General features: G+C 34.4%; 20 protein-coding genes. 17 read left to right on the top strand and 3 right to left on the bottom strand.

From position 1 onward, the window contains the following. Positions 1-660, top strand: coding sequence for a hypothetical protein (locus tag BFS35_RS03515; RefSeq protein ID WP_099577795.1), 660 nt, complete (start codon positions 1-3; stop codon positions 658-660). Between the two features lie 74 nt (positions 661-734). On the opposite strand, the gene BFS35_RS03510 is transcribed toward BFS35_RS03515, so the two are convergent. Beyond that, positions 735-941 (bottom strand): zinc ribbon domain-containing protein, encoded by a 207-nt coding sequence (locus BFS35_RS03510; RefSeq protein ID WP_099577797.1) that lies wholly within the window; start codon positions 939-941, stop codon positions 735-737. Positions 942-1,093: 152 nt separating this feature from the next. On the opposite strand from BFS35_RS03510, the gene miaB reads away from it, so the two are divergent. The 12 genes from miaB (at position 1,094) to hfq (ending at position 15,026) form a co-directional block, all read left to right on the top strand. Beyond that, positions 1,094-2,626, top strand: coding sequence for a tRNA (N6-isopentenyl adenosine(37)-C2)-methylthiotransferase MiaB (miaB, locus tag BFS35_RS03505; RefSeq protein WP_099577799.1), 1,533 nt, complete (start codon positions 1,094-1,096; stop codon positions 2,624-2,626). Then, a complete protein-coding gene (locus BFS35_RS03500; RefSeq protein WP_099577800.1) occupies positions 2,626-3,051 on the top strand; it encodes a YlbF/YmcA family competence regulator in 426 nt (141 codons plus the stop codon). Before miaB ends, BFS35_RS03500 begins: the two co-directional genes overlap by 1 nt. Positions 3,052-3,116: 65 nt before the next feature. Continuing rightward, entirely contained in the window at positions 3,117-3,614 is a 498-nt protein-coding gene (gene thiW / locus BFS35_RS03495) for an energy coupling factor transporter S component ThiW (protein ID WP_099577802.1), read from the top strand. Between the two features lie 2 nt (positions 3,615-3,616). Beyond that, the gene (gene mutS / locus BFS35_RS03490) at positions 3,617-6,214 is read left to right on the top strand and encodes a DNA mismatch repair protein MutS (protein ID WP_099577804.1); all 2,598 of its coding nucleotides are present in this window, start codon (positions 3,617-3,619) and stop codon (positions 6,212-6,214) included. 8 nt (positions 6,215-6,222) lie between these two features. Next, a complete protein-coding gene (gene mutL, locus BFS35_RS03485) occupies positions 6,223-8,184 on the top strand; it encodes a DNA mismatch repair endonuclease MutL (RefSeq protein WP_099577806.1) in 1,962 nt (653 codons plus the stop codon). Continuing rightward, on the top strand, positions 8,184-8,726 hold the full coding sequence (locus tag BFS35_RS03480; protein ID WP_099577808.1) for a glycerol-3-phosphate responsive antiterminator: 543 nt from the start codon (positions 8,184-8,186) through the stop codon (positions 8,724-8,726). Before mutL ends, BFS35_RS03480 begins: the two co-directional genes overlap by 1 nt. A 133-nt stretch (positions 8,727-8,859) precedes the next feature. Continuing rightward, positions 8,860-9,678 carry an MIP/aquaporin family protein gene (locus BFS35_RS03475; RefSeq protein WP_099577810.1) on the top strand — a complete coding sequence of 273 codons (819 nt, stop codon included), beginning with the start codon at positions 8,860-8,862 and terminating at the stop codon, positions 9,676-9,678. Between the two features lie 18 nt (positions 9,679-9,696). Further along, the gene (gene glpK, locus BFS35_RS03470) at positions 9,697-11,190 is read left to right on the top strand and encodes a glycerol kinase GlpK (protein WP_099577812.1); all 1,494 of its coding nucleotides are present in this window, start codon (positions 9,697-9,699) and stop codon (positions 11,188-11,190) included. A gap of 20 nt (positions 11,191-11,210) precedes the next feature. Then, positions 11,211-12,884 (top strand): glycerol-3-phosphate dehydrogenase/oxidase, encoded by a 1,674-nt coding sequence (locus tag BFS35_RS03465; protein WP_099577814.1) that lies wholly within the window; start codon positions 11,211-11,213, stop codon positions 12,882-12,884. 130 nt (positions 12,885-13,014) lie between these two features. Further along, positions 13,015-13,914: an alpha/beta fold hydrolase gene (locus tag BFS35_RS03460; RefSeq protein ID WP_099577816.1), complete on the top strand. Its 900-nt coding sequence runs from the start codon at positions 13,015-13,017 to the stop codon at positions 13,912-13,914. Then, on the top strand, positions 13,907-14,845 hold the full coding sequence (gene miaA / locus BFS35_RS03455; protein WP_099577818.1) for a tRNA (adenosine(37)-N6)-dimethylallyltransferase MiaA: 939 nt from the start codon (positions 13,907-13,909) through the stop codon (positions 14,843-14,845). Before BFS35_RS03460 ends, miaA begins: the two co-directional genes overlap by 8 nt. Continuing rightward, positions 14,829-15,026 (top strand): RNA chaperone Hfq, encoded by a 198-nt coding sequence (gene hfq / locus BFS35_RS03450; protein ID WP_099577820.1) that lies wholly within the window; start codon positions 14,829-14,831, stop codon positions 15,024-15,026. The genes miaA and hfq overlap by 17 nt, the downstream gene beginning before the upstream one ends. 108 nt (positions 15,027-15,134) lie before the next feature. Here the strand turns inward: hfq and BFS35_RS03445 are convergent, their stop codons facing one another. Further along, positions 15,135-15,608, bottom strand: coding sequence for a glutathione peroxidase (locus BFS35_RS03445; RefSeq protein WP_099577822.1), 474 nt, complete (start codon positions 15,606-15,608; stop codon positions 15,135-15,137). A gap of 66 nt (positions 15,609-15,674) precedes the next feature. On the opposite strand from BFS35_RS03445, the gene hflX reads away from it, so the two are divergent. The 4 genes from hflX (at position 15,675) to glnA (ending at position 20,037) form a co-directional block, all read left to right on the top strand. Continuing rightward, entirely contained in the window at positions 15,675-16,985 is a 1,311-nt protein-coding gene (gene hflX / locus BFS35_RS03440; RefSeq protein ID WP_099577824.1) for a GTPase HflX, read from the top strand. Then, positions 16,972-18,231, top strand: a complete 1,260-nt coding sequence (locus BFS35_RS03435; RefSeq protein ID WP_099577826.1) for a methionine gamma-lyase family protein — start codon at positions 16,972-16,974, stop codon at positions 18,229-18,231. Before hflX ends, BFS35_RS03435 begins: the two co-directional genes overlap by 14 nt. A gap of 115 nt (positions 18,232-18,346) precedes the next feature. Continuing rightward, positions 18,347-18,682 (top strand): MerR family transcriptional regulator, encoded by a 336-nt coding sequence (locus tag BFS35_RS03430; RefSeq protein ID WP_099578588.1) that lies wholly within the window; start codon positions 18,347-18,349, stop codon positions 18,680-18,682. Between the two features lie 17 nt (positions 18,683-18,699). Next, positions 18,700-20,037, top strand: a complete 1,338-nt coding sequence (glnA, locus tag BFS35_RS03425) for a type I glutamate--ammonia ligase (protein ID WP_099577828.1) — start codon at positions 18,700-18,702, stop codon at positions 20,035-20,037. A 105-nt stretch (positions 20,038-20,142) separates the two neighbouring features. Here glnA and BFS35_RS03420 read toward each other — a convergent pair whose 3' ends face one another. Continuing rightward, positions 20,143-20,475 carry a hypothetical protein gene (locus BFS35_RS03420; protein ID WP_205757138.1) on the bottom strand — a complete coding sequence of 111 codons (333 nt, stop codon included), beginning with the start codon at positions 20,473-20,475 and terminating at the stop codon, positions 20,143-20,145. Positions 20,476-21,107: the final 632 nt, after the last annotated feature.

Genomic DNA, 21,107 nt, shown 5'->3' with positions numbered 1-21,107 from the left:
ATGAAAAAGACTTTAGTAACAGATATTAAATTGTTAAGATATTTACCTTTAATTATTATTAGTTTATCTGTATTAACTATAATGCTGAAGATTTTTATTGGTAATGATTCTTTAACTAAGTTGGATCAAAATTATTTGACCTTTAATTTTTCTGATACATTGTTTATATTTCTTGTTGTCTGTATATTTTATATACTTACACAGAAATATGATAATTTGAGAAAATATAAGTTAACTGCTTGGTACGATGCTTTACCAGTTTCTATAAAGGATATACATTTTTCAAATTTTATACTGGTGATTGTGCCGCATATATTGTTATTTATCTTTGCCTGTTTATATTATGCGATAAATGATGATTTCTTTAAATTTCACGGTATTATGCTAATGTACGGTATAAGTCTTATCATGAATGGATGTATGTTAATATTTGGTATTAAAAATCCATTTTCTTATGTGATACTTGCAGGTATCGGTGGTGCATTTCTAATATTTGCATTCGGCTTCCATTACTTATTAGTAATGAATGATTTCAATATGCATCTGAATTTGAGTGAAAATATCTATTGGCACTTTTACTTATATCAAATGCCATATATCTTAACGGTAATTGGATTTATTGTTTGCATAATTTCATTATTTATCTATAAAAATCGTTAAGACACTTCGGTTAAGAAGTGTCTTTTCTAGTAGCAAAAATGAATAAATGTACTAAATAAAAAAGCTCGAATTTTTTAACTGAAGAAAAGATCGATAATATTTGCTGTACTGTTACCCTTATCTTTATAGAACTCTGTATAACCACAATTGTTACATGAGATAGCAACAAAGTTATTGTGTTCAATGTCAAATATTTTAGATAATCCAGAACCTGCCATCGATACATTCTTAACCGTTGTTTCTTTCGTTCCACATTTTACGCATCCTTCAGCTCTTTCCAAAATGTTCACTCCTTTAATATATGATACATCTTATTATATGCTATATATTTCCATTATGAAAATAATAACTGTAAAGTAAAAATACTTTGAAAAAGCGACTTTAAAAAGTTATACTATATGAATGATTAAGTAGAAAATGGGGTTATTATGAAATGAATGAAGAAAGCAGATTAGATGCTTCTCAAGTGCGTGGTAAGAACGCACCAGAGAAAGAATACAGTAAATATTTCGAAAAAGTTTACCAGCCGCCAAGTTTGAAGGATGCAAAAAAACGTGGTAAAGAAACTGTCGAGCATCATGCATTTACAATTGATGAGAAATATAAAGGATTAGGACGTGGTCGTAAATTCTTTATTCGTACCTATGGTTGTCAAATGAACGAACATGATACAGAAGTAATGGCAGGTATATTTGAAGCGTTAGAATATACAGCTACAAACGATGTGAATGAAGCAGATGTTATTTTATTGAACACGTGTGCGATTCGTGAAAATGCTGAGAACAAAGTATTTGGTGAAATCGGTAACTTAAAACATATCAAACTTGCCAAGCCTGAAGTCTTAATTGGTGTTTGTGGATGTATGTCTCAGGAAGAATCAGTTGTCAATAAAATAATGAAGTCATATCAAAATGTAGATATGATCTTCGGTACGCATAATATTCACCGCTTACCTGCAATTTTAGATGAAGCGTATATGTCTAAAGCGATGGTTGTTGAAGTATGGTCTAAAGAAGGGGATGTTATTGAGAACCTTCCTAAGGTACGTATGGGTGAAACGAAAGCATGGGTAAATATTATGTACGGTTGTGATAAATTCTGTACGTACTGTATCGTACCGTTTACACGTGGTAAAGAACGTAGCCGTCTTCCGGAAGAGATTATTGCGGAAGTAAGAGATTTAGCACGTCGTGGTTATAAAGAGATTTGTTTACTTGGACAGAATGTTAATGCTTATGGAAAAGATATTGAAGGATTAAATTACGGTTTAGGTGATTTAATGGCTGATATTCAGAAGATTGATATTCCACGTGTAAGGTTTATGACGAGTCATCCGTGGGACTTTGATGATCGTCTTATTGAAGTATTAGCTCAAGGTGGCAATATCGTCCCACATATCCATTTACCAGTTCAAAGTGGTAATAATGATGTGTTGAAAATTATGGGTCGAAAATATACACGCGAAAGTTATTTAGCGTTAGTTGATAAAATTAAAACTGCTATTCCTGATGTTGCATTAACAACTGATATTATTGTCGGTTATCCGAATGAGACTGAAGAACAGTTTTTAGATACAATAGATCTATATGAACGCGTTGGATTTGAACATGCATATACTTATCTATATTCACCACGTGAAGGTACGCCAGCTGCAAAAATGAAAGATAACGTGTCAATTGAAGATAAGAAAGATCGTTTAAGACGCTTAAATAAAGTTGTTGAACACCATACGGAAAGTGCATTAAAGCAATATCAGGATCAGGAAGTTGTTGTCTTATGCGAAGGTCCTTCTAAGAAGAATGAAGCTATTCTTGCTGGATACACAGATAAAAGTAAGTTAGTGAACTTCCCTGGACCAAGTGAAGCGATTGGTAAATTAGTTAAAGTCAGAATTACTGAAACGATGCGATATTCATTAAACGGAGAATTAGTAGAGATATTAGAACCAGTTGGGGTGGAAAATTAATGTATACAAATGATGAAATATTAGCAAAAGCAAAAGAATTAGGTAAGATGATGGCAGAAACAGAAGCGGTTGATTTCTTTAAACGTGCTGAGGCGCAAATTCATGAAAATCAAAACGTACGTGAAAAAATGGCATCATTAAAATCTTTACAAAAACAAGCGGTTAACTTCCAGAATTATGGTAAAGAAAAAGCATTAGGTATGGTAGAAGAGAAGATTGCGAATGTTGAAGCTGAACTTGATGAAATGCCGATTGTAGATCAATTTAAAGAGGCACAAGGTGAAGTGAATGCATTACTTCAAATGGTATCTCATGCAATTAGTCAAACTGTGACGGATGAAATCATTGTTTCAACGGGTGGCGATTTATTATCTGGTGAAACAGGTGCGGCTGCAGCGAATAGCACACCGGGTAAATGTAGTTAATTATATACAATATAAATAATGTCGGTTCATTTGAATCGGCATTATTTTATTAAATAGGAGGATATATGAGAAACGATACTAAAAAATTAACATTAACGAGTATTTTTATTGCGATGAATGTTGTTTTAAGTCAAATGATCTATATTCCAGTAGGACCAATAAAAGCTTTTCCAATGCAACATTTTATCAATGTATTATGTGCAGTATTTGTTGGACCGTGGTACGGTTTAGCACAAGCTTTTATTAGTTCAGTCCTTAGAAATCTTTTTGGTACAGGTTCATTATTTGCATTTCCAGGTAGTATGATCGGTGTGTTCCTCGCTGCATTGTTGTATCGCAAATTCAAGAGAATTGAAGTCGCATCAATAGGAGAATGGATTGGTACAGGTTTGATTGGTAGTGTTTGTACAATACCATTAATGTGGATGATGCAAATCGATATGAAAGGATTTATGCCGATATTTTATGCTTTCTTATTGAGTAGCTTAATCGGCAGTATCATTGCGTATATATTATTAGTATTACTAAATAAAAGAAATTTATTAAATAAAAGGAATGGTTAATGATGTCCAAACCAACACCAATGATGGCGCAATATTTACAGATGAAAGAACTTTATAAAGATACGATTCTGTTCTTTCGACTTGGTGATTTCTATGAGATGTTCTATGACGATGCGATTCTGGCAGCGAAAGAACTGGAAATTACTTTAACGCGCCGAGATAAGAAAAATGCAATTCCGATGTGCGGTGTACCGCATCATTCAGCAAAAAATTACATTGAACGATTGATTGAAAAAGGTTATAAAGTAGCGATCGCTGAACAAATGGAAGATCCTAAGCTGACTAAAGGGATGGTCAAGCGTGAAGTCGTTCAAATAATTACGCCCGGTACAGTGATGGATGATATGATTAGTGAAAACGAAAGTAATTATCTTGCTTGTCTATATAAGAGTGAATATGATTATATAATCGCTTATAGTGATGTTTCAACAGGTGAATTAAAAGTAACCCAGTGTAATGAAACAACAATGCTGAATGAATTAAGCAGTATTTCACCGAAAGAAATTATTGTAAGCTTTGAACTGCCACAAACATTGGAGAAGCAAATTCGTCTGATGACAAATGTAGTATCTTTGTATGAGTCAGATGACACATTTGATTTAGTGAATGAACTAGATGATGAATTGCAACCAGCAGTTAATTTATTGCTAAGTTATATAAAAGATACACAGATGAAAGCATTGAACCATATCGATAAACCAATTGCATATGAAGCGCTGGGTCATATGAGGCTGGATATGTATGCAAAGCGCAACCTAGAACTTACAGAAAGCATCCGTTTAAAAACAAAAAAAGGTACACTTCTATCCATATATAATCAATGTAGGACACCGATGGGGAATCGCAGATTAAAAGACTGGATTGAACGTCCATTAGTAAATAAGGAACAAATTGAAGCGCGATTATCAGTTGTTCGTTTATTTAATGATGAATTTATACTAAGACATAATTTACGAGAAGCTTTAACGCATGTATATGATATTGAACGTTTAGCAGGAAGAGTTCAGTTTGGTAATGTTAATGCAAAAGATTTGATACAGTTAAAATATTCATTGGAGCAATTACCGAGAATTAATGAATTATTACAACCGTTTCAACATATCATTAGCGGACTTGACGGAATACAAAGTTTAGCACCGTTGTATCAGATGCTGGAAGATAGTATTGTCGATGAACCACCAGTCACGATAAAAGAAGGTGGTATCTTTAAAGATGGCTTTAATGCCACCCTTGATGAATACCGTGATGCCCAGAAAAATGGTAAAGCATGGCTTACAGAACTTCAGACAAAAGAACGTGAACGTACGGGTGTGAAATCACTTAAAATAAGCTTTAACAAAGTATTTGGATATTATATTGAAATTTCAAAGGCGAACTTAGTAAATATTGATATTGCAAAGTACGGATATGATCGTAAGCAAACTTTAAGTAATGCAGAACGTTTTATTACAGAGGAACTGAAAGAAAAAGAAGCATTGATTTTGGGCGCTGAAGAAAAAGCAATAGACCTGGAATACGAAGCATTTATCGAATTACGAGAACAGGTGAAAGCTTATATTCCGAATTTAAAACGTCAAGCAAAACGCATTGCTGAACTTGACTGTTTGCAAAATTTTAGTGAAGTTGCGACGAATAATAATTATTCTGAACCAGTAATTTCAAAACGACGAGTGCTCGATATTAAAGATGCGAGACACCCTGTAGTTGAGCAAGTGATGGAACGTGATCAATATGTACCAAATGATTGTTTGTTAGATGATAATGGCTTTATCTACTTAATCACAGGACCGAATATGAGCGGTAAATCGACCTACATGCGCCAAATTGCATTGATAAGTATTATGGCGCAGATGGGATCGTTTGTACCTGCAAGTCGTGCAGAATTACCGATATTCGATCAAATATTCACGCGTATTGGAGCTGCAGATGATTTAGTCAGTGGTCAAAGTACATTTATGGTGGAAATGTTAGAAGCGAAAAATGCTTTAGTTAATGCAACTGAAAATAGTTTAATTATCTTTGATGAAATTGGTCGTGGCACGTCTACATATGACGGGTTATCACTTGCTCAATCCATGATAGAATATGTTCATAATCATATCGGTGCTAAGACACTTTTCTCAACACACTATCATGAACTTGTCGGATTAGATGAATCGCTTGATGGTTTAAACAATATACACGTTGCAGCAAAAGAATATAATGGTGAACTCATCTTTCTGCATAAAATTATGCCAGGTGCAGTAGAAAACAGTTATGGTATACATGTAGCAAAACTAGCAAATTTACCTGAAGAGATTATTAATCGCGCAGGACATTTGTTAGAAACATTTGAAAATTACAGTATAAAAGATTTAAATTTTGTAAAGAGAAATGATGAAAATGAAGAACGTCATGAAAATATTGCGCAAAATATAGATGATGGTAATAAAAATGAGATCATAAAAGAGCAAGAGCATGTGTTACAGCCATCGTTTGATCTTTTCGGAGAAAGTGAAAATAATGAAATTATTACTGAACTAAAAAATTTAACGATAGAATCTATGACACCAATTGAAGCATTGCTCAAGTTACAACAATTGAAGTCTCAAATAAAGTAGGTGAATAAATGGGAATCATAAAAACATTAGATGCCTCATTAAGTAATAAAATCGCAGCTGGAGAAGTGATTGAACGTCCACAGTCTGTTGTTAAAGAATTGGTGGAGAATGCAATAGATGCTCGTGCCACAAAGATAACTGTTGCAGTAGAAGAAGCAGGTTTAAAAAAAATAAAAATAACTGACAATGGTTCAGGTATTGATGAAGAAGATCTGGAGTTGATGTTTTTAAGACATGCTACAAGTAAGATATCAGATGATCATGATTTATTTCATATTCGCACGTTAGGATTTAGAGGAGAAGCGTTAGCATCAATTGCTTCAGTAAGTCGAGTGACAGTTAATACGTGTAAAGACGGTAAAGTAGGACATCAAATTAAAGTGGAAAATAGTCAAATTGTCAGTCGTAATCTACATGCAGCACGTATAGGAACTGAAATGATTGTTGAAGATTTATTTTATAATACACCTGCTCGGCTGAAATACGTAAAAAGTTTGCAGACAGAGCTTGGTAAAATAACGGACATTATAAATCGATTTATAATGAGTTTTCCGGAAATACAGTTTACTTTAATAAGCGATGAAAAAGTCGTTGTTCAATCCACTGGCAATGGTAAATTAAATGAAGCAATGGCCGTAATATATGGAATGAAGATTGCAAAAGATATTGTAGAAATAAATGGTGAAACAGGAGATTATATAGTGAATGGCTATATTGCTAAACCAGAACATACAAGAAGCAATCGTCACTATATGTCGATATTTATCAATGGTCGTTATATTAAAAACTTTATGCTTTCAAAAGCAATTATCAATGGCTATCATACGTTATTACCAATCGGCAGATACCCGATTGTAAGTATACACATTTCTATGGATCCGAGTCTTGTTGATGTGAATGTACATCCAACAAAGCAGGAAGTTAGATTGTCAAAAGAACCGCAATTAATGCAATTAATTGAACAGTTAATCAAAGAGAAGCTCCTTGGACAAAATCTAATACCGAAAGTTACGACAAAGAAAAAAGTACTCGAACAATTTGAACAACAAAAGTTTGAATATGATCATCGTAATTCTGAGCAAGTTGTGAAGGAAAATCAAAGTTTCGATTTTAATGTCAATCGTGGCTTTAGTATTGAAAAGTCTAACGCTTTTGACAAAGCTTCAGAAGTTGTACAAAATAATAAAGATTATGTACATAGTAATGACACCTTTAAAGCATCGACTAATGAAAGTGATATAGACGATAGTTCTGGTGAAAAAAAACTTGAACATGACCAACTATTAGAGACGAAACAAGATGTTAATAGAGACGCTGTTACCTTCGAACCAGAAATTGTAAAGATGACTGAAGATTCACCACAGCAAGAAGCAGCGCACATTCAAACCCGAAAACTTCCGTATCTAGAGGTTGTTGGACAAGTACATGGCACTTATATTGTCTGTCAAAATGAGTCAGGGATGTTTATGATTGATCAGCATGCCGCCCAGGAACGCATTAAATATGAATACTTTAAAAATAAAATCGGTGAAGTGAGTCACGAATTACAGTCTTTATTATTTCCGGTTAATATACAATTAACACAAGATGAAGCAATGAAGTTTTCAATGCTTCAGGAAAAATTATCAGAAATCGGTGTTACGCTTGAACACTTTGGTGGACGAGATTATGTCGTTAATGAAGTGCCTGTCTGGTTTCCTGAAGACGCAAAATCAACGATTGAAGATTTAATTGAATACTTATTTGAACATCAGCATGTGGATTTAAATAAATTTAGAGAAGAGACAGCGATTATGATGAGCTGTAAGAAATCGATAAAAGCAAATCATTATTTAAAGAAAGATGATATGATGCGATTAATAAATGAGCTAGCACAAACGAACGAACCTTTTACATGTCCACATGGACGTCCGATTACCATTCAGTTTACAACGTATGAACTTGAGAAACTATTTAAGAGGGTGATGTAATGATTTTACCGGCAATCCGTTCTATGAAAGATCTTGAAAAATTTGTGACGACTCAGTATTCCACCTGTGTCATATTAGATGTGCATATTGGTCATGTCAGTCACTATATTCAATTTCTAAATCAACATCAAAAGTCAGCATTTATTCATATTGATTTGATTAAGGGTATGTCAACTGACGAATATGCCGCAGAGTATATTATCCAGAAGTATAAAGTTGAAGGCATTGTATCCACAAAACCCAAAATTATAAAAAGAGCAAACCAGCTTGGTGTTAAAACGATTCTCAGAACGTTTATTATAGACTCAAATGCACTGAAAAAAAGTTATGAACTCATACAAAGTGCTGATCCTGATTTTGTTGAAGTTCTGCCTGGTCTGCTTTTTAAAGCGATAGAAAATATTCACAAAGTAACCGGCAAAAAAATTATAGCCGGGGGCCTTATTGAACATCCAGAGGACGTAGAGAAGGCATTATCTGCAGGTGCAACATATGTGACGACTAGCAGTAAAGAACTTTGGAAAAATTGTGAAATAAAATAATTGACACCGTTTACATAATTAGATATGATAATGTTAAGTTAATAACTGGGACGAGTAGAAGAGACCTCTAATATAAAGTATTAGGGGTCTCTTTGTCTTTTTTTAACTTAACTAAACAATGAGGAGTGGGTCTATGAATGCTTTTGTGGGAGAATTAATCGGGACTGCAATCTTAATCTTATTTGGTTGTGGTGTAAATGCGAACGTTAATTTAAAGGGGACGTACGCAAAAGGCAGTGACTGGATTGTTATCGCAGTAGGTTGGGGTCTTGCTGTGGTTATGGGTGTGTATGCAGTCGGATCAATTACTGGTGCGCATTTAAATCCAGCAGTTACAATAGGAATGGCAGTTGATGGCAGCCTTCCGTGGAATCAAGTCCTTCCATATTTTGCGGGGCAGATGATTGGAGGGGTACTTGGAGCGACACTAGTATGGTTCCAATTTATGCCGCACTTTAAAGAAGAAGAAGATGCAGGTACTAAACTTGGTGTATTTGCTACAGGACCGGCTTATCCTAACTATGTTTCTAACTTTGTATCAGAAATCATAGGAACTTCTATATTGGTTATGGCACTATTATTCATTGGCGGAAATAAATTTTCTGAAGGCTTGAACCCTCTTGTAGTAGGGTTATTGATTATAGCCATCGGAGTAAGTTTAGGTGGAACAACGGGATATGCAATTAATCCGGCACGTGACTGGGGTCCACGTATCGCTCATACGATTCTGCCGATACCAGGTAAAGGGACTTCCAACTGGAAATATGCAGTCGTTCCAATGGTTGGGCCGATGGTCGGAGGTGTCTTTGGAGCAACATTATTCCATGTTTTATTTAAAGAAGATCAATATATGTTATTTGGTATATCAATCGCATTAATTGTCGCTACATTGGTGCTTGGTGTATTCTTGAATAAAGCAGTATTAAAGAATGAAAAAACAGACTTATTATAAAACAAAAGGGTGATGACGATGGAAAAATATATTTTATCAATTGATCAAGGGACAACGAGTACCCGTGTAATACTTTTTAATAAAGACGGTGAGATTAAAGGGGTATCGCAAAGAGAATTTACGCAGCATTTTCCGAAAGCAGGCTGGGTGGAACACGATGCTAATGAAATATGGTCGACTGTATTGTCATGTTTTGCGTCTGTGCTTACAGAATCGAATATCAGACCTGATCAGATTGCTGGTATTGGGATTACAAATCAACGTGAAACAACGGTTGTCTGGGATAAAACTACTGAGCGTCCGATTTATAATGCAATCGTTTGGCAGTCACGTCAGACACAGGAAATCTGTAATGATCTTAAAGATAAAGGATTAGAAGATGAATTCAGAGAAAAGACAGGTCTTCTGCTCGATCCTTATTTTTCTGGAACGAAGGTTAAATGGATTCTGGATAATGTTGAAGGTGCTCGTGACAAAGCTGAAAATGGTGATTTATTATTCGGTACGATTGATTCGTGGCTCGTATGGAAACTTTCAGGGTGTAAAGTACATGTGACCGACTATTCAAATGCAAGTCGTACATTAATGTACAATATTCATGAATTGAAATGGGATGAACAGCTACTTGAATATTTAACAGTACCCGCTTCGATGCTACCAGAAGTTCGTCCATCAAGTGAAGTGTATGGTAAAACTGCAAATCATCATTTCTTCGGACATCAAATTCCGATTGCAGGTATCGCTGGTGACCAGCAGGCAGCATTGTTCGGACAAGCATGCTTTGAGTCAGGAGAAGCTAAAAATACGTATGGTACAGGTTGTTTCATGTTAATGAATACAGGCGAAAAAGCAGTAAAGAGTGAAAATGGATTATTGACAACTTTAGCTTATGGTATTGACGGTAAAGTAAATTATGCGCTTGAAGGTTCTATCTTTGTTGCAGGGAGTGCACTTCAATGGTTACGCGATGGTATGCGCATGATTCAAAGCGCGCCACAAAGTGAAGACTATGCAACTCAAGTTACAGATGCAGATGGCGTTTATGTTGTGCCGGCATTTGTCGGACTTGGTACACCGTACTGGGATTCTGAAGCCCGAGGAGCTGTATTCGGTTTAACGCGTGGTACACAAAAAGAACATTTTATTCGTGCAACACTCGAATCTCTTGCATATCAGACACGTGATGTATTAGATGCGATGGAAAAAGATTCAAAGATTGAAGTTAAAACATTAAGAGTTGATGGTGGTGCTGTAAAAAATGATTTCTTAATGCAGTTCCAGTCAGACATTTTAGATGTTCCTGTAGAGCGCCCAGAAATAAACGAGACAACAGCGCTTGGTGCAGCATATCTCGCTGGTCTTGCAGTTGGATACTGGGAATCAAAAGAAGAAATTCGCGATCGCTGGAATCTGGAAAAGCAGTTTGATCCTAAAATGGATGAACAAACGAGAGAAGATTTATATAAAGGCTGGCAGACAGCAGTTAAAGCGACACAAGTATTTAAAAAATAAGATTTAATGGAGGAATAATAATGCAGCTTTCAAGTCTGAATAGAAATCAAACCTTGAACAAAATGAAAGAAGAATATTACGATATCGTAGTGATTGGTGGTGGTATCACAGGTGCGGGTATCGCATTTGATGCAGCACAGCGTGGTATGAAAGTCGCACTCGTTGAAATGCAGGACTTTGCGAGCGGAACTTCTTCACGTTCAACTAAACTTGTTCATGGTGGATTGCGTTACTTAAAACAGTTACAAATTGGGGTTGTAAGTGAGACGGGGAAAGAAAGAGCGATTGTTTATGAGAATGGTCCACATGTAACGACACCAGAATGGATGCTCTTACCGATGCATAAAGGCGGTACATTTGGACCGACAACAACGTCTCTTGCATTAAAAGTTTATGATTATTTAGCAGATGTAAAGAAATCGGAAAGAAGAACAATGCTATCTGCAGAAGAAACATTAGCTAAAGAGCCACTAGTAAAAGAAAAAGATCTTAAAGGTGGCGGATACTATGTTGAATATAAAACAGATGATGCACGTATGACGATTGAAGTGATGAAACGTGCTGCAGAATTTGGCGCTGATATTTTAAACTATACGAAAGCGACTGGATTCACTTATGATAAGAAAAAGAAAGTAAGTGGCATCGAAGCTATTGATACGATTTCGAATACGAAGTTTAAAATTCAAGGGCGTAAAGTCGTTAATGCATCAGGACCATGGGTTGATGAAGTGCGTGGTAAAGATTATTCAAAAAATAATAAGCAGCTCCGTCTGACAAAAGGGATTCATCTTGTTTTTGACGAAAGTGTGTTTCCGCTGAAACAGGCAGTCTACTTTGATACTGAAAGTGACAAACGTATGATCTTTGCGATTCCTCGTGATGGCAAAACGTATGTAGGAACTACAGATACATTCTACAATAATGATAAAACAAGTCCAAAAGTAACACAGGAAGATCGAGATTATATCATTGATGCAATCAACTATATGTTCCCGACTGTAAAAGTTAAAGACGAAGATATTGAATCAACTTGGGCTGGTATTCGTCCTTTAATCTTAGAAAAAGGTAAAGATCCATCTGAAATTTCACGTAAGGATGAAATTTGGGAAGGTAAATCTGGCCTTCTGACGATTGCCGGTGGTAAATTAACAGGATATCGTCATATGGCTCAGGAAATCGTTGATTTAGTTGCAAAACGTTTAAAAGAAGAATATAAGCTTAACTTTAAAGAAAGCAACACTAAGCATACAACAATTTCTGGTGGAGATGTAGGAGGCAGTGCTAATTTCGAGCACTTTATTGAAAAGTCACTGAAACCTGAACTCTACAGTTATCTTCCGGAAGAGGAACAAAGATTTTTGATTAAAAAGTATGGTTCAAATGTAGAGAAATTATTTAACATTGCACATACCAAACATACTGCTGAAGTGAACGGATTGCCATTAGTTTATTACGCACAACTTGTGTATTCAATACAGGAAGAAATGGTCGTTAAACCAACAGACTTCTTGACACGTAGAACAGGTGACCTCTATTTTGATATTCATAAAGTTGAACAGCATAAGGAAGCGGTTATAGATACGATGGCTAATTTGCTCAATTATGACAACGGACAACGAGAAGATTACACACGTGAGCTTGAACAAAAGATTCATGAAGCAAAATCTCCTTCAGTTCAAGTTTCTGTAGAATAAATAAAGACGAATAACCATTGTGAATAAAACCATCCAAATAATTTTATTTGGATGGTTTTACTATATTTAATTTGAGGATAAGATTATGACGAAAATAAATACTTTCGTTATAATATAGATGAGGTGAAGAATGATGGAAATTACGAATAAGTTTATTACGTTAAAGGATAACACACGTATTGCATTTAAATTATATAGACCAGAAAAAAGTAAGGGTGTCATTCAGATGCTTCATGGCATGGCTGAGCACATGGATCGTTATGATGCAGTTTGTCAATATTTTTGTAGTATGGGTTACGATGTTTTGATTCATGATCACAGAGGACATGGAAAGCATATCAGTCCTTCTGAAAAAGGTCATTTTCCATCAATCGATACATTAATTGAAGATGCAATTGAAATTTTTGAAACATTTGATTTTAAAGGAGAATTTATTTTGTTCGGACATTCTATGGGAAGTATCGTCGCTAGAAAATATGTTATTTATTATCCGGGTTTATTCGATAGACTAATATTGTCAGGTACTAGTTTCTATAATAAGAAATTTGAGGCAGCTGCGCTATTGCTTAAACCACTATTAAAGTTGCTTCCCGCTAATAAAAAGCTAGATTTCGTCAATAAATTGACTCTGAACGATTTTAATCGTAAGTTCAGACCATTACGAACAGAGAGTGACTGGATCAGTTTGAATGAGGATAATGTCGATGCTTTTGTCTCAGATCCTGATGCAGGATTTAATATGTCGATAGGTGCTTTAAATTCAATTAATGAATCATTAAAGTTTACAAGCAGTAAGAAGAATGTTAAATGCATGAATAAAAATCTTAAGATTCTTCTGGTAGCTGGCCAGGAGGACCCTTTCTCAAATTTCGGAAAAGGTGTAGATAAAACAGGGAAGTTATTTAATAAGTGTGGCATTCATCATGTATATGTTCAGCTCTATGAAAATGCAAGACATGAAGTATTGTTTGAAAAAAATCAACAAGAAGTATTAAATAATATTGGAAAGTGGTTAAACCGAAATGAATAAAATACCTTTAATTGTAATTGTAGGGCCAACTGCAGTTGGCAAAACAGCTTTAAGTATAGAAATTGCGAAACGCATTGACGGTGAAATTATTAGTGGTGATGCCATACAAGTTTATCGCGGCATGGATATCGGCAGTGCAAAGATTACCGAAGAAGAAATGGACGGCATTCCACATCATTTAATTGATATTTTAGAGCCAGATGAACCCTATTCAGCTGCACAATTTAAAGTACAAGCTGAGACAATTATTGAAGATATCTATGCACGCGGAAAAATACCTATGGTTGTTGGAGGTACTGGTTTATATATTCAAAGTTTATTGTATCAATATGAATTTGTTGAAGAAGATCAGCTTGTAAAGATGCAATTGCAGGAAAAATATAATCAAATGAATCAAGACGAACTCTATCAAATACTGAAAGAAATAGATGCTGAAGCGGCATCTGTTATCCATCCAAATAATAAACAGCGTGTCATTAGAGCGATTATTTATTTTGAGATGCACAAAAAATCTATTACGTCGCAAAAAAAAAGTCAGACAATCAACGAAAAATATGATACAGTTATTATAGGACTTAATATGCCGCGTCCTACATTATATAATCGAATCAACCATCGTGTATTACTTATGATTGACCAGGGATTGGTACAAGAAGTGAGTAACTTAATAGACAGTGGCTATAGAGATAAACAAAGCATGACTGCAATAGGGTATAAAGAGATAATTCCTTATATAGATGGAGAAGTTTCATTGAATCAAGCGGTAGAAAGTTTGCAGCAAAATTCTAGGAATTTCGCAAAGCGTCAGTTGACATGGTTTAACAATCAAATGTCGATTGAATGGTTTGACAGTAGTGATTTATCCATTCAGGAAATGGGTGATCAAATAATGACTAATATAGAGGGGAATTATTATGACAAATTCAGGTAATCTGCAGGATGCATTTTTAGACAAGTACAAGACAAGCGGAACAGAACTGACTGTTTTCTTAACAAATGGCTTTCAAATGAAAGGTACAGTATTAGACTTTGACAAATATGTAATTTTACTTAAAGTTGGAGAAAAAGAAAACCTTATTTATAAACATGCAATTAGTACTTTTGTAGAATAATGTGATGCAAACAAAACAATAGAACAAATCCAGAGATGGATTTGTTCTTTTTTTTTACTGTTTATTTTTATTAAGTATTATTTATTTTTCCACTAAATACGTGCATTCTTAAAGCAAATTTTCGATATCTTCAGTTAATGATTCCGGTGTCTTTGTTGGTGCGTATCGGTTAACAACATTTCCATCTTTATCTACAAGAAATTTTGTGAAATTCCATTTGATACCGTCACCAAGTAATCCTTTTGTTTCCTGTTTTAAATATTTAAATAATGGATGTGCATTGTCACCATTGACCTCAATCTTATCATGCATTGGAAAGGTTACGCCGAAATTTAAACGGCAGTTTTGTTCTGCTTCAGCACCATCACCAGGTTCCTGGTTTCCAAATTGATTACACGGAAAACCTAATACGATAAAATTCTGATCTTTATATTGTTGATAAATTTTCTCCAAACCATCGAACTGTTTAGTAAAACCACATTCACTGGCAGTATTGACAATTAACATCGCTTTACCTTTATATTGTGATAAAGGGTAAGTTTCATGTTTGGTATTTGTAACATTAATATCATAAATTGACATGTTGTTTCTTCCTTTCTACTTGTTTATTTTATTGTTTTAACGCAAACTATTGTAAGAGGTGATATTTTGAACGATACACATATAAATATTGAACGTGCTCTTATTATAGCAGTTCACTTAAAAAAAGAATCAGATTTTGACTTTCAGGCAAGTGTTTCAGAGATAAGATCATTATGTGAAACTGCAGGGCTTGAAGTAGTAGATACTGTAATACAAAATAAAGATCGTACTGATCATTCATTTTATCTCGGAAAAGGAAAGATTGAAGAGATTATCGAATTAAAAGAACGCGTTGATCTGGAATTCGATGTTGTTGTCGTAAATGATGAACTCACGAATTCACAATCAAAACGTCTTAATGAAATGCTGGACTGCAAAATCATTGATAGAACACAGGTTATTCTAGATATATTTGCTCAACGCGCAAAAAGCAGAGAAGGTAAACTACAAGTAGAACTTGCTCAGCTGGAATATTTATTACCACGATTAAGTGGACATGGTCAGTCGTTATCACGACTCGGTGGTGGTATTGGAACGCGTGGACCAGGTGAAACAAAGCTTGAAATGAATAGGCGACATATTCGTAATAAAATTCACGATATCAAAACGCAGCTTGAAGTAATAAAGGAACATCGTAAAAGATATCGAGAAAATAGACAGAAAAAACAAATGTTCCAGGTGGCGCTCGTTGGTTATACAAACGCAGGAAAATCAACATGGTTTAACAAGTTGACCGAAAGTAATACATTTATGGAAGATAAACTATTTGCAACACTTGATCCAAAAAGTAAAATTATGAAAGTAAATGATGGCTTTAATATTTTATTAAGTGATACCGTGGGATTTATTCAGCAGTTACCGACGCATCTTGTAGAAGCATTTAGTTCGACGCTTGAGGAAGCAAAGTATGCAGATGTGATTGTACATGTGGTCGATCGTAGTCATCCTGATTATATGAATCATATTAAAACGGTCGAAAATATTCTTGCAGAACTTGATATGAAAAATATCCCGATGCTCACTTTATATAATAAAAAAGATTTACTTGAAACGTCTGTTAATACAACTGGTCCACATCAACTCATTGTGTCGGTTAACGACCCTGAAGATGTATCACACTTTAAAGCAGCATTGGTCAATTTAATAAAAACAGAAATGCATTCATATCATATTAAGATGCTGGATTATGATGGACAAACTATTTCTACACTAAAAGAAACGACGCTCGTAGAAAATATAGAATTTAATGAAATGAGTCAGTTATATGAAATTAAAGGATATGAAAATCCTGAAAATGGTGTAACTGAACAATTGATGAATCACAAAGCAGTTGAAACAATATTTACAGAAACAGAGGATAAAAATGAAGATAACTAAAAATGATGCTTTACAGCATTTGATCGAACAAACAGATATAAAAATAGCTGAACAATTGAAACGAATTGAACAAAGCGCACTGTTTAATCAGAAAAAAGTACTGGACGCTTTCAGTGCCTTGAAAATATCTGAAGGAGATTTAGTAGGATCAAACGGATATGGGTATGACGATATGGGACGAGACAATCTTGAAGCAGTGTACAGTCATGTATTTAAAGCTGAAGACACGATTGTCAGACCTCAAGTAATCTCTGGGACGCATGCCATCACACTTGCACTTCAAGCGAACTTAATGCATGGAGATGAATTGATCTATATTACCGGGAAACCTTATGATACGTTACTTGAAGTGATCGGTGTTGAAGGGAACGGTATAGGTTCTTTAATTGAACAGGGAGTAAAATATCAACATATTGAATTGAAAGAAAATCAGATAGATATTCCTTCAGTATTAGATGCGATGAGTGTAAATACGAAGTTGATTGCAATACAACGTTCAAAAGGTTATAGTTCAAGACCGTCGCTTACCATCGCACAAATTGAATCTGCCATACTAGCGATTAAAGCGCAATATCCTAATGTAATTATATTTGTTGACAATTGTTATGGTGAATTTGTTGAAGATAGGGAGCCTATAGAAGTTGGTGCAGATTTAATAGCAGGCAGTTTAATCAAAAATCCTGGTGGTGGTATATGTAAAATAGGTGGTTATATATCCGGTCGAAAAGATTTAATTGAACGTATTGGTTATCGTTTAACAGCGCCGGGCATCGGAAAAGAAGCTGGTGCATCATTATACAGTCTGCTAGAAATGTATCAAGGTTTCTTCTTAAGTCCACACGTAGTCAGTCAGTCATTAAAAGGTGCAGTGTTTACAAGTGCAATATTATCACAATTAGGTATGGAGACTACACCGCGATATGATGATTATCGTACTGACTTGATACAGTCTGTTACATTTAATGATAAAGAAAAGATGATATTATTCTGTCAGGCGATACAAAGTGCTTCACCGATTAATTCTCAATTCTTACCGATGCCATCATATATGCCAGGATACACAGATGACGTAATTATGGCAGCAGGAACATTTATTCAAGGTGCATCTATTGAATTAACGGCAGATGGGCCGATTAGAGCACCATATGAAGCATATATTCAAGGTGGATTAACATATGAACATGTGAAATTGGCCATCATTAAAGCGATCGAAAATTTAGTTGAAAAGCAGATTATTAAATTATGAAAGTCTCCATGTAAGGTTTCCTTACATGGATTTGTTTTTTGAAAAAAAGTATGTTAATTTATAAATAGTTCTTAGTGGAGGTGCAAGATTGGCAAGTGATAAAGTAAGAAGAAACATGCCGGTATTTCCTATAGGTGTAGTAATGAAATTAACAGAACTAACTGCGAGACAAATTCGTTACTATGAAGAACAACAATTAATAAAACCAGAACGCACTGAAGGCAATCAACGCTTATTCTCAATGAATGATCTTGATACATTACTTGATATTAAATTATTACTTGAAAAAGGATTTAATATGAAACGTATCAAATCATTATTATATGAGAAAGAAAGTGCAATTAAGACATCATTTGAAGTGAAAGAATCTTTATATTATGATGTTAGTGAACTAAACAGTAAGACAGATATACCTATTAACCGTGGAGATTTATCAAGATTTTTCAAATAAATTTACTGGAGGCTATTATGGCTAAATACACTAAGGAAGATATTAAAAGATTTGCAGAGGAACAAAACGTACGTTATTTAAGATTACAATTTACTGATATTTTAGGCGCAATTAAAAACGTTGAGATTCCAATCAGTCAGTTAGACAAAGCATTAGATAATGAAATGATGTTTGATGGATCATCAATCGAAGGATTCGTACGTATTGAAGAATCTGATATGAAATTATATCCTGACTTAGATACTTGGGTTATTTTCCCTTGGACATCTGATAAAGGTAAGGTGGCACGTTTAATTTGTGATATTTATAAACCAGACGGTACACCATTTGCTGGTGACCCACGCTCTAACTTAAAACGTGTATTACAAGAAATGAATGATTTAGGATTCTCAGATTTCAACTTAGGGCCTGAACCGGAATTCTTCCTTTTCAAATTAGATGAAAAAGGTGAACCAACTTTAGAATTAAATGACCAAGGTGGTTATTTTGACTTAGCACCTACAGATTTAGGTGAAAACTGCCGTCGTGATATCGTACTTGAATTAGAAGATATGGGCTTTGATATCGAAGCATCTCACCATGAAGTAGCACCTGGACAACATGAAATCGACTTTAAATATGCAGATGCGATTACAGCATGTGATAATATCCAAACATTCAAATTAGTAGTTAAGACAATTGCTCGTAAACATAATTTACATGCGACATTTATGCCGAAACCATTATTCGGTTTAAGTGGATCAGGAATGCACTTTAACGTGTCATTATTCAAAGGACCAAAAGAAAATGCGTTCTTTGATGAAAGTGGTGATATGCAGTTATCAGATGATGCACGTCACTTCATCGCTGGTATTATGAAACACGCAAGAGGATTTACTGCGGTATGTAACCCATTAGTTAACTCATACAAACGTTTAGTACCTGGATACGAAGCACCAGTTTACGTTGCATGGAGTGGACAAAACCGTTCTCCATTAATTCGTATTCCATCATCTCGTGGATTATCTACGCGTGTAGAAGTACGTTCAGTTGACCCGGCAGCGAACCCATACATGGCGTTAGCAGTAATTTTACAAGCTGGATTAGATGGTATTAAAAATAAATTAGAAGCACCAGCACCAGTAGATCAAAATATTTATGAAATGAACCGTGAAGAACGTGAAGCTGTTGGTATCGAAGATTTACCATCAACTTTATACACTGCGATTAAAGCAATGCGTGAAGATGGCTTAATGAAAGAAGCATTAGGTGAACATATTTACCGCCAATTCGTAAGATCAAAAGGTATTGAGTGGGATATGTATCGTTTACAGGTAAGTGAATGGGAGATAGAACAATATTTAAAACATTATTAATAAAGATTAAACCGCCAACTATTGTTGGCGGTTATTTTTTTCTTAATTTTTTAATTGTTAATTTAAAAAAAACCACCCGTATCAGGGTGGTACACAAAAAAAATATTAATTTGTAGTAGCTTCTGTAGTGACATCTTCTGTACTTACAGCATCAGATGTTCCATTTTTTGCTTTATTACCGGCATCTTTTGCGGCATCACTTGCATTAGAACCAGCTTCTTTGGCTTTATCAGCAGCATTAGAACCGGCTTCTTTAGCTTTATCAGCAGCATTAGAACCAGCTTCTTTTGCTTTGTTTCCGGCATCCTTTGCAGCATCTTTTGCTTTGTTGCCAGCTTCAGTTGCATCATTTTTAGCTTTATCTACATCTTCTGAGTTACATGCACCAAGAATTAATGTTGATGCAAGTAAAGTACTTCCAATAACTTTGAGATTCATAATATAATGCTCCTTTAAATTGGATAATTTAAGGTTGATTTAACCTTATAATTATATTATTCCCAAAATAAAATTTTATAATCTTTATTATTGATCTGATATTTATTACAGAATAAATATTACTGTTTCTCAATTTTTACTATCACAGCATTTTGTATATTTAATATTTCGCCTTCATTTAAAGTGACATCCGTTTCTTTTTCGTCCTTTATATTTAATGAATAATAGTTTTTGAATTATACGCTCCATTTTCTTCTTTGAAAGTAGAGATACTTGTGAAACCTTCATCAATTGATGTAAATTTATATTCTTCTGGTTCAATATCTTTTCCAACAGTATAAAAACCTTCATCGAAAGTTACTGTATCAACGTTTGCATTGTTATTTTCATTTTCGTTAATATTATTGTCATTAGTTTATAAATATATCAAATATGTATGTTATTTTACACTTTATGAGTTGTATTTACATAAATTTTACACTTAAATAGTATGATAATTATAAAAAAATAATAATATTATTAAAAATGATTAAAAAGGGTATACACATATTGAAACTATCCATAGATTAATATAGAATATGTTGAATGTGGCTAATTATTATTTATATTTATTATGAAAAATATAGAATTAA

It is taken from the genome of Macrococcoides goetzii (assembly GCF_002742385.2).
In the GTDB taxonomy this organism is placed as follows: Bacteria; Bacillota; Bacilli; order Staphylococcales; family Staphylococcaceae; genus Macrococcoides; species Macrococcoides goetzii.
The sequence above is the reverse complement of the archived record's forward strand: the minus strand, read 5'-3'. Positions and strand labels throughout refer to the sequence as shown.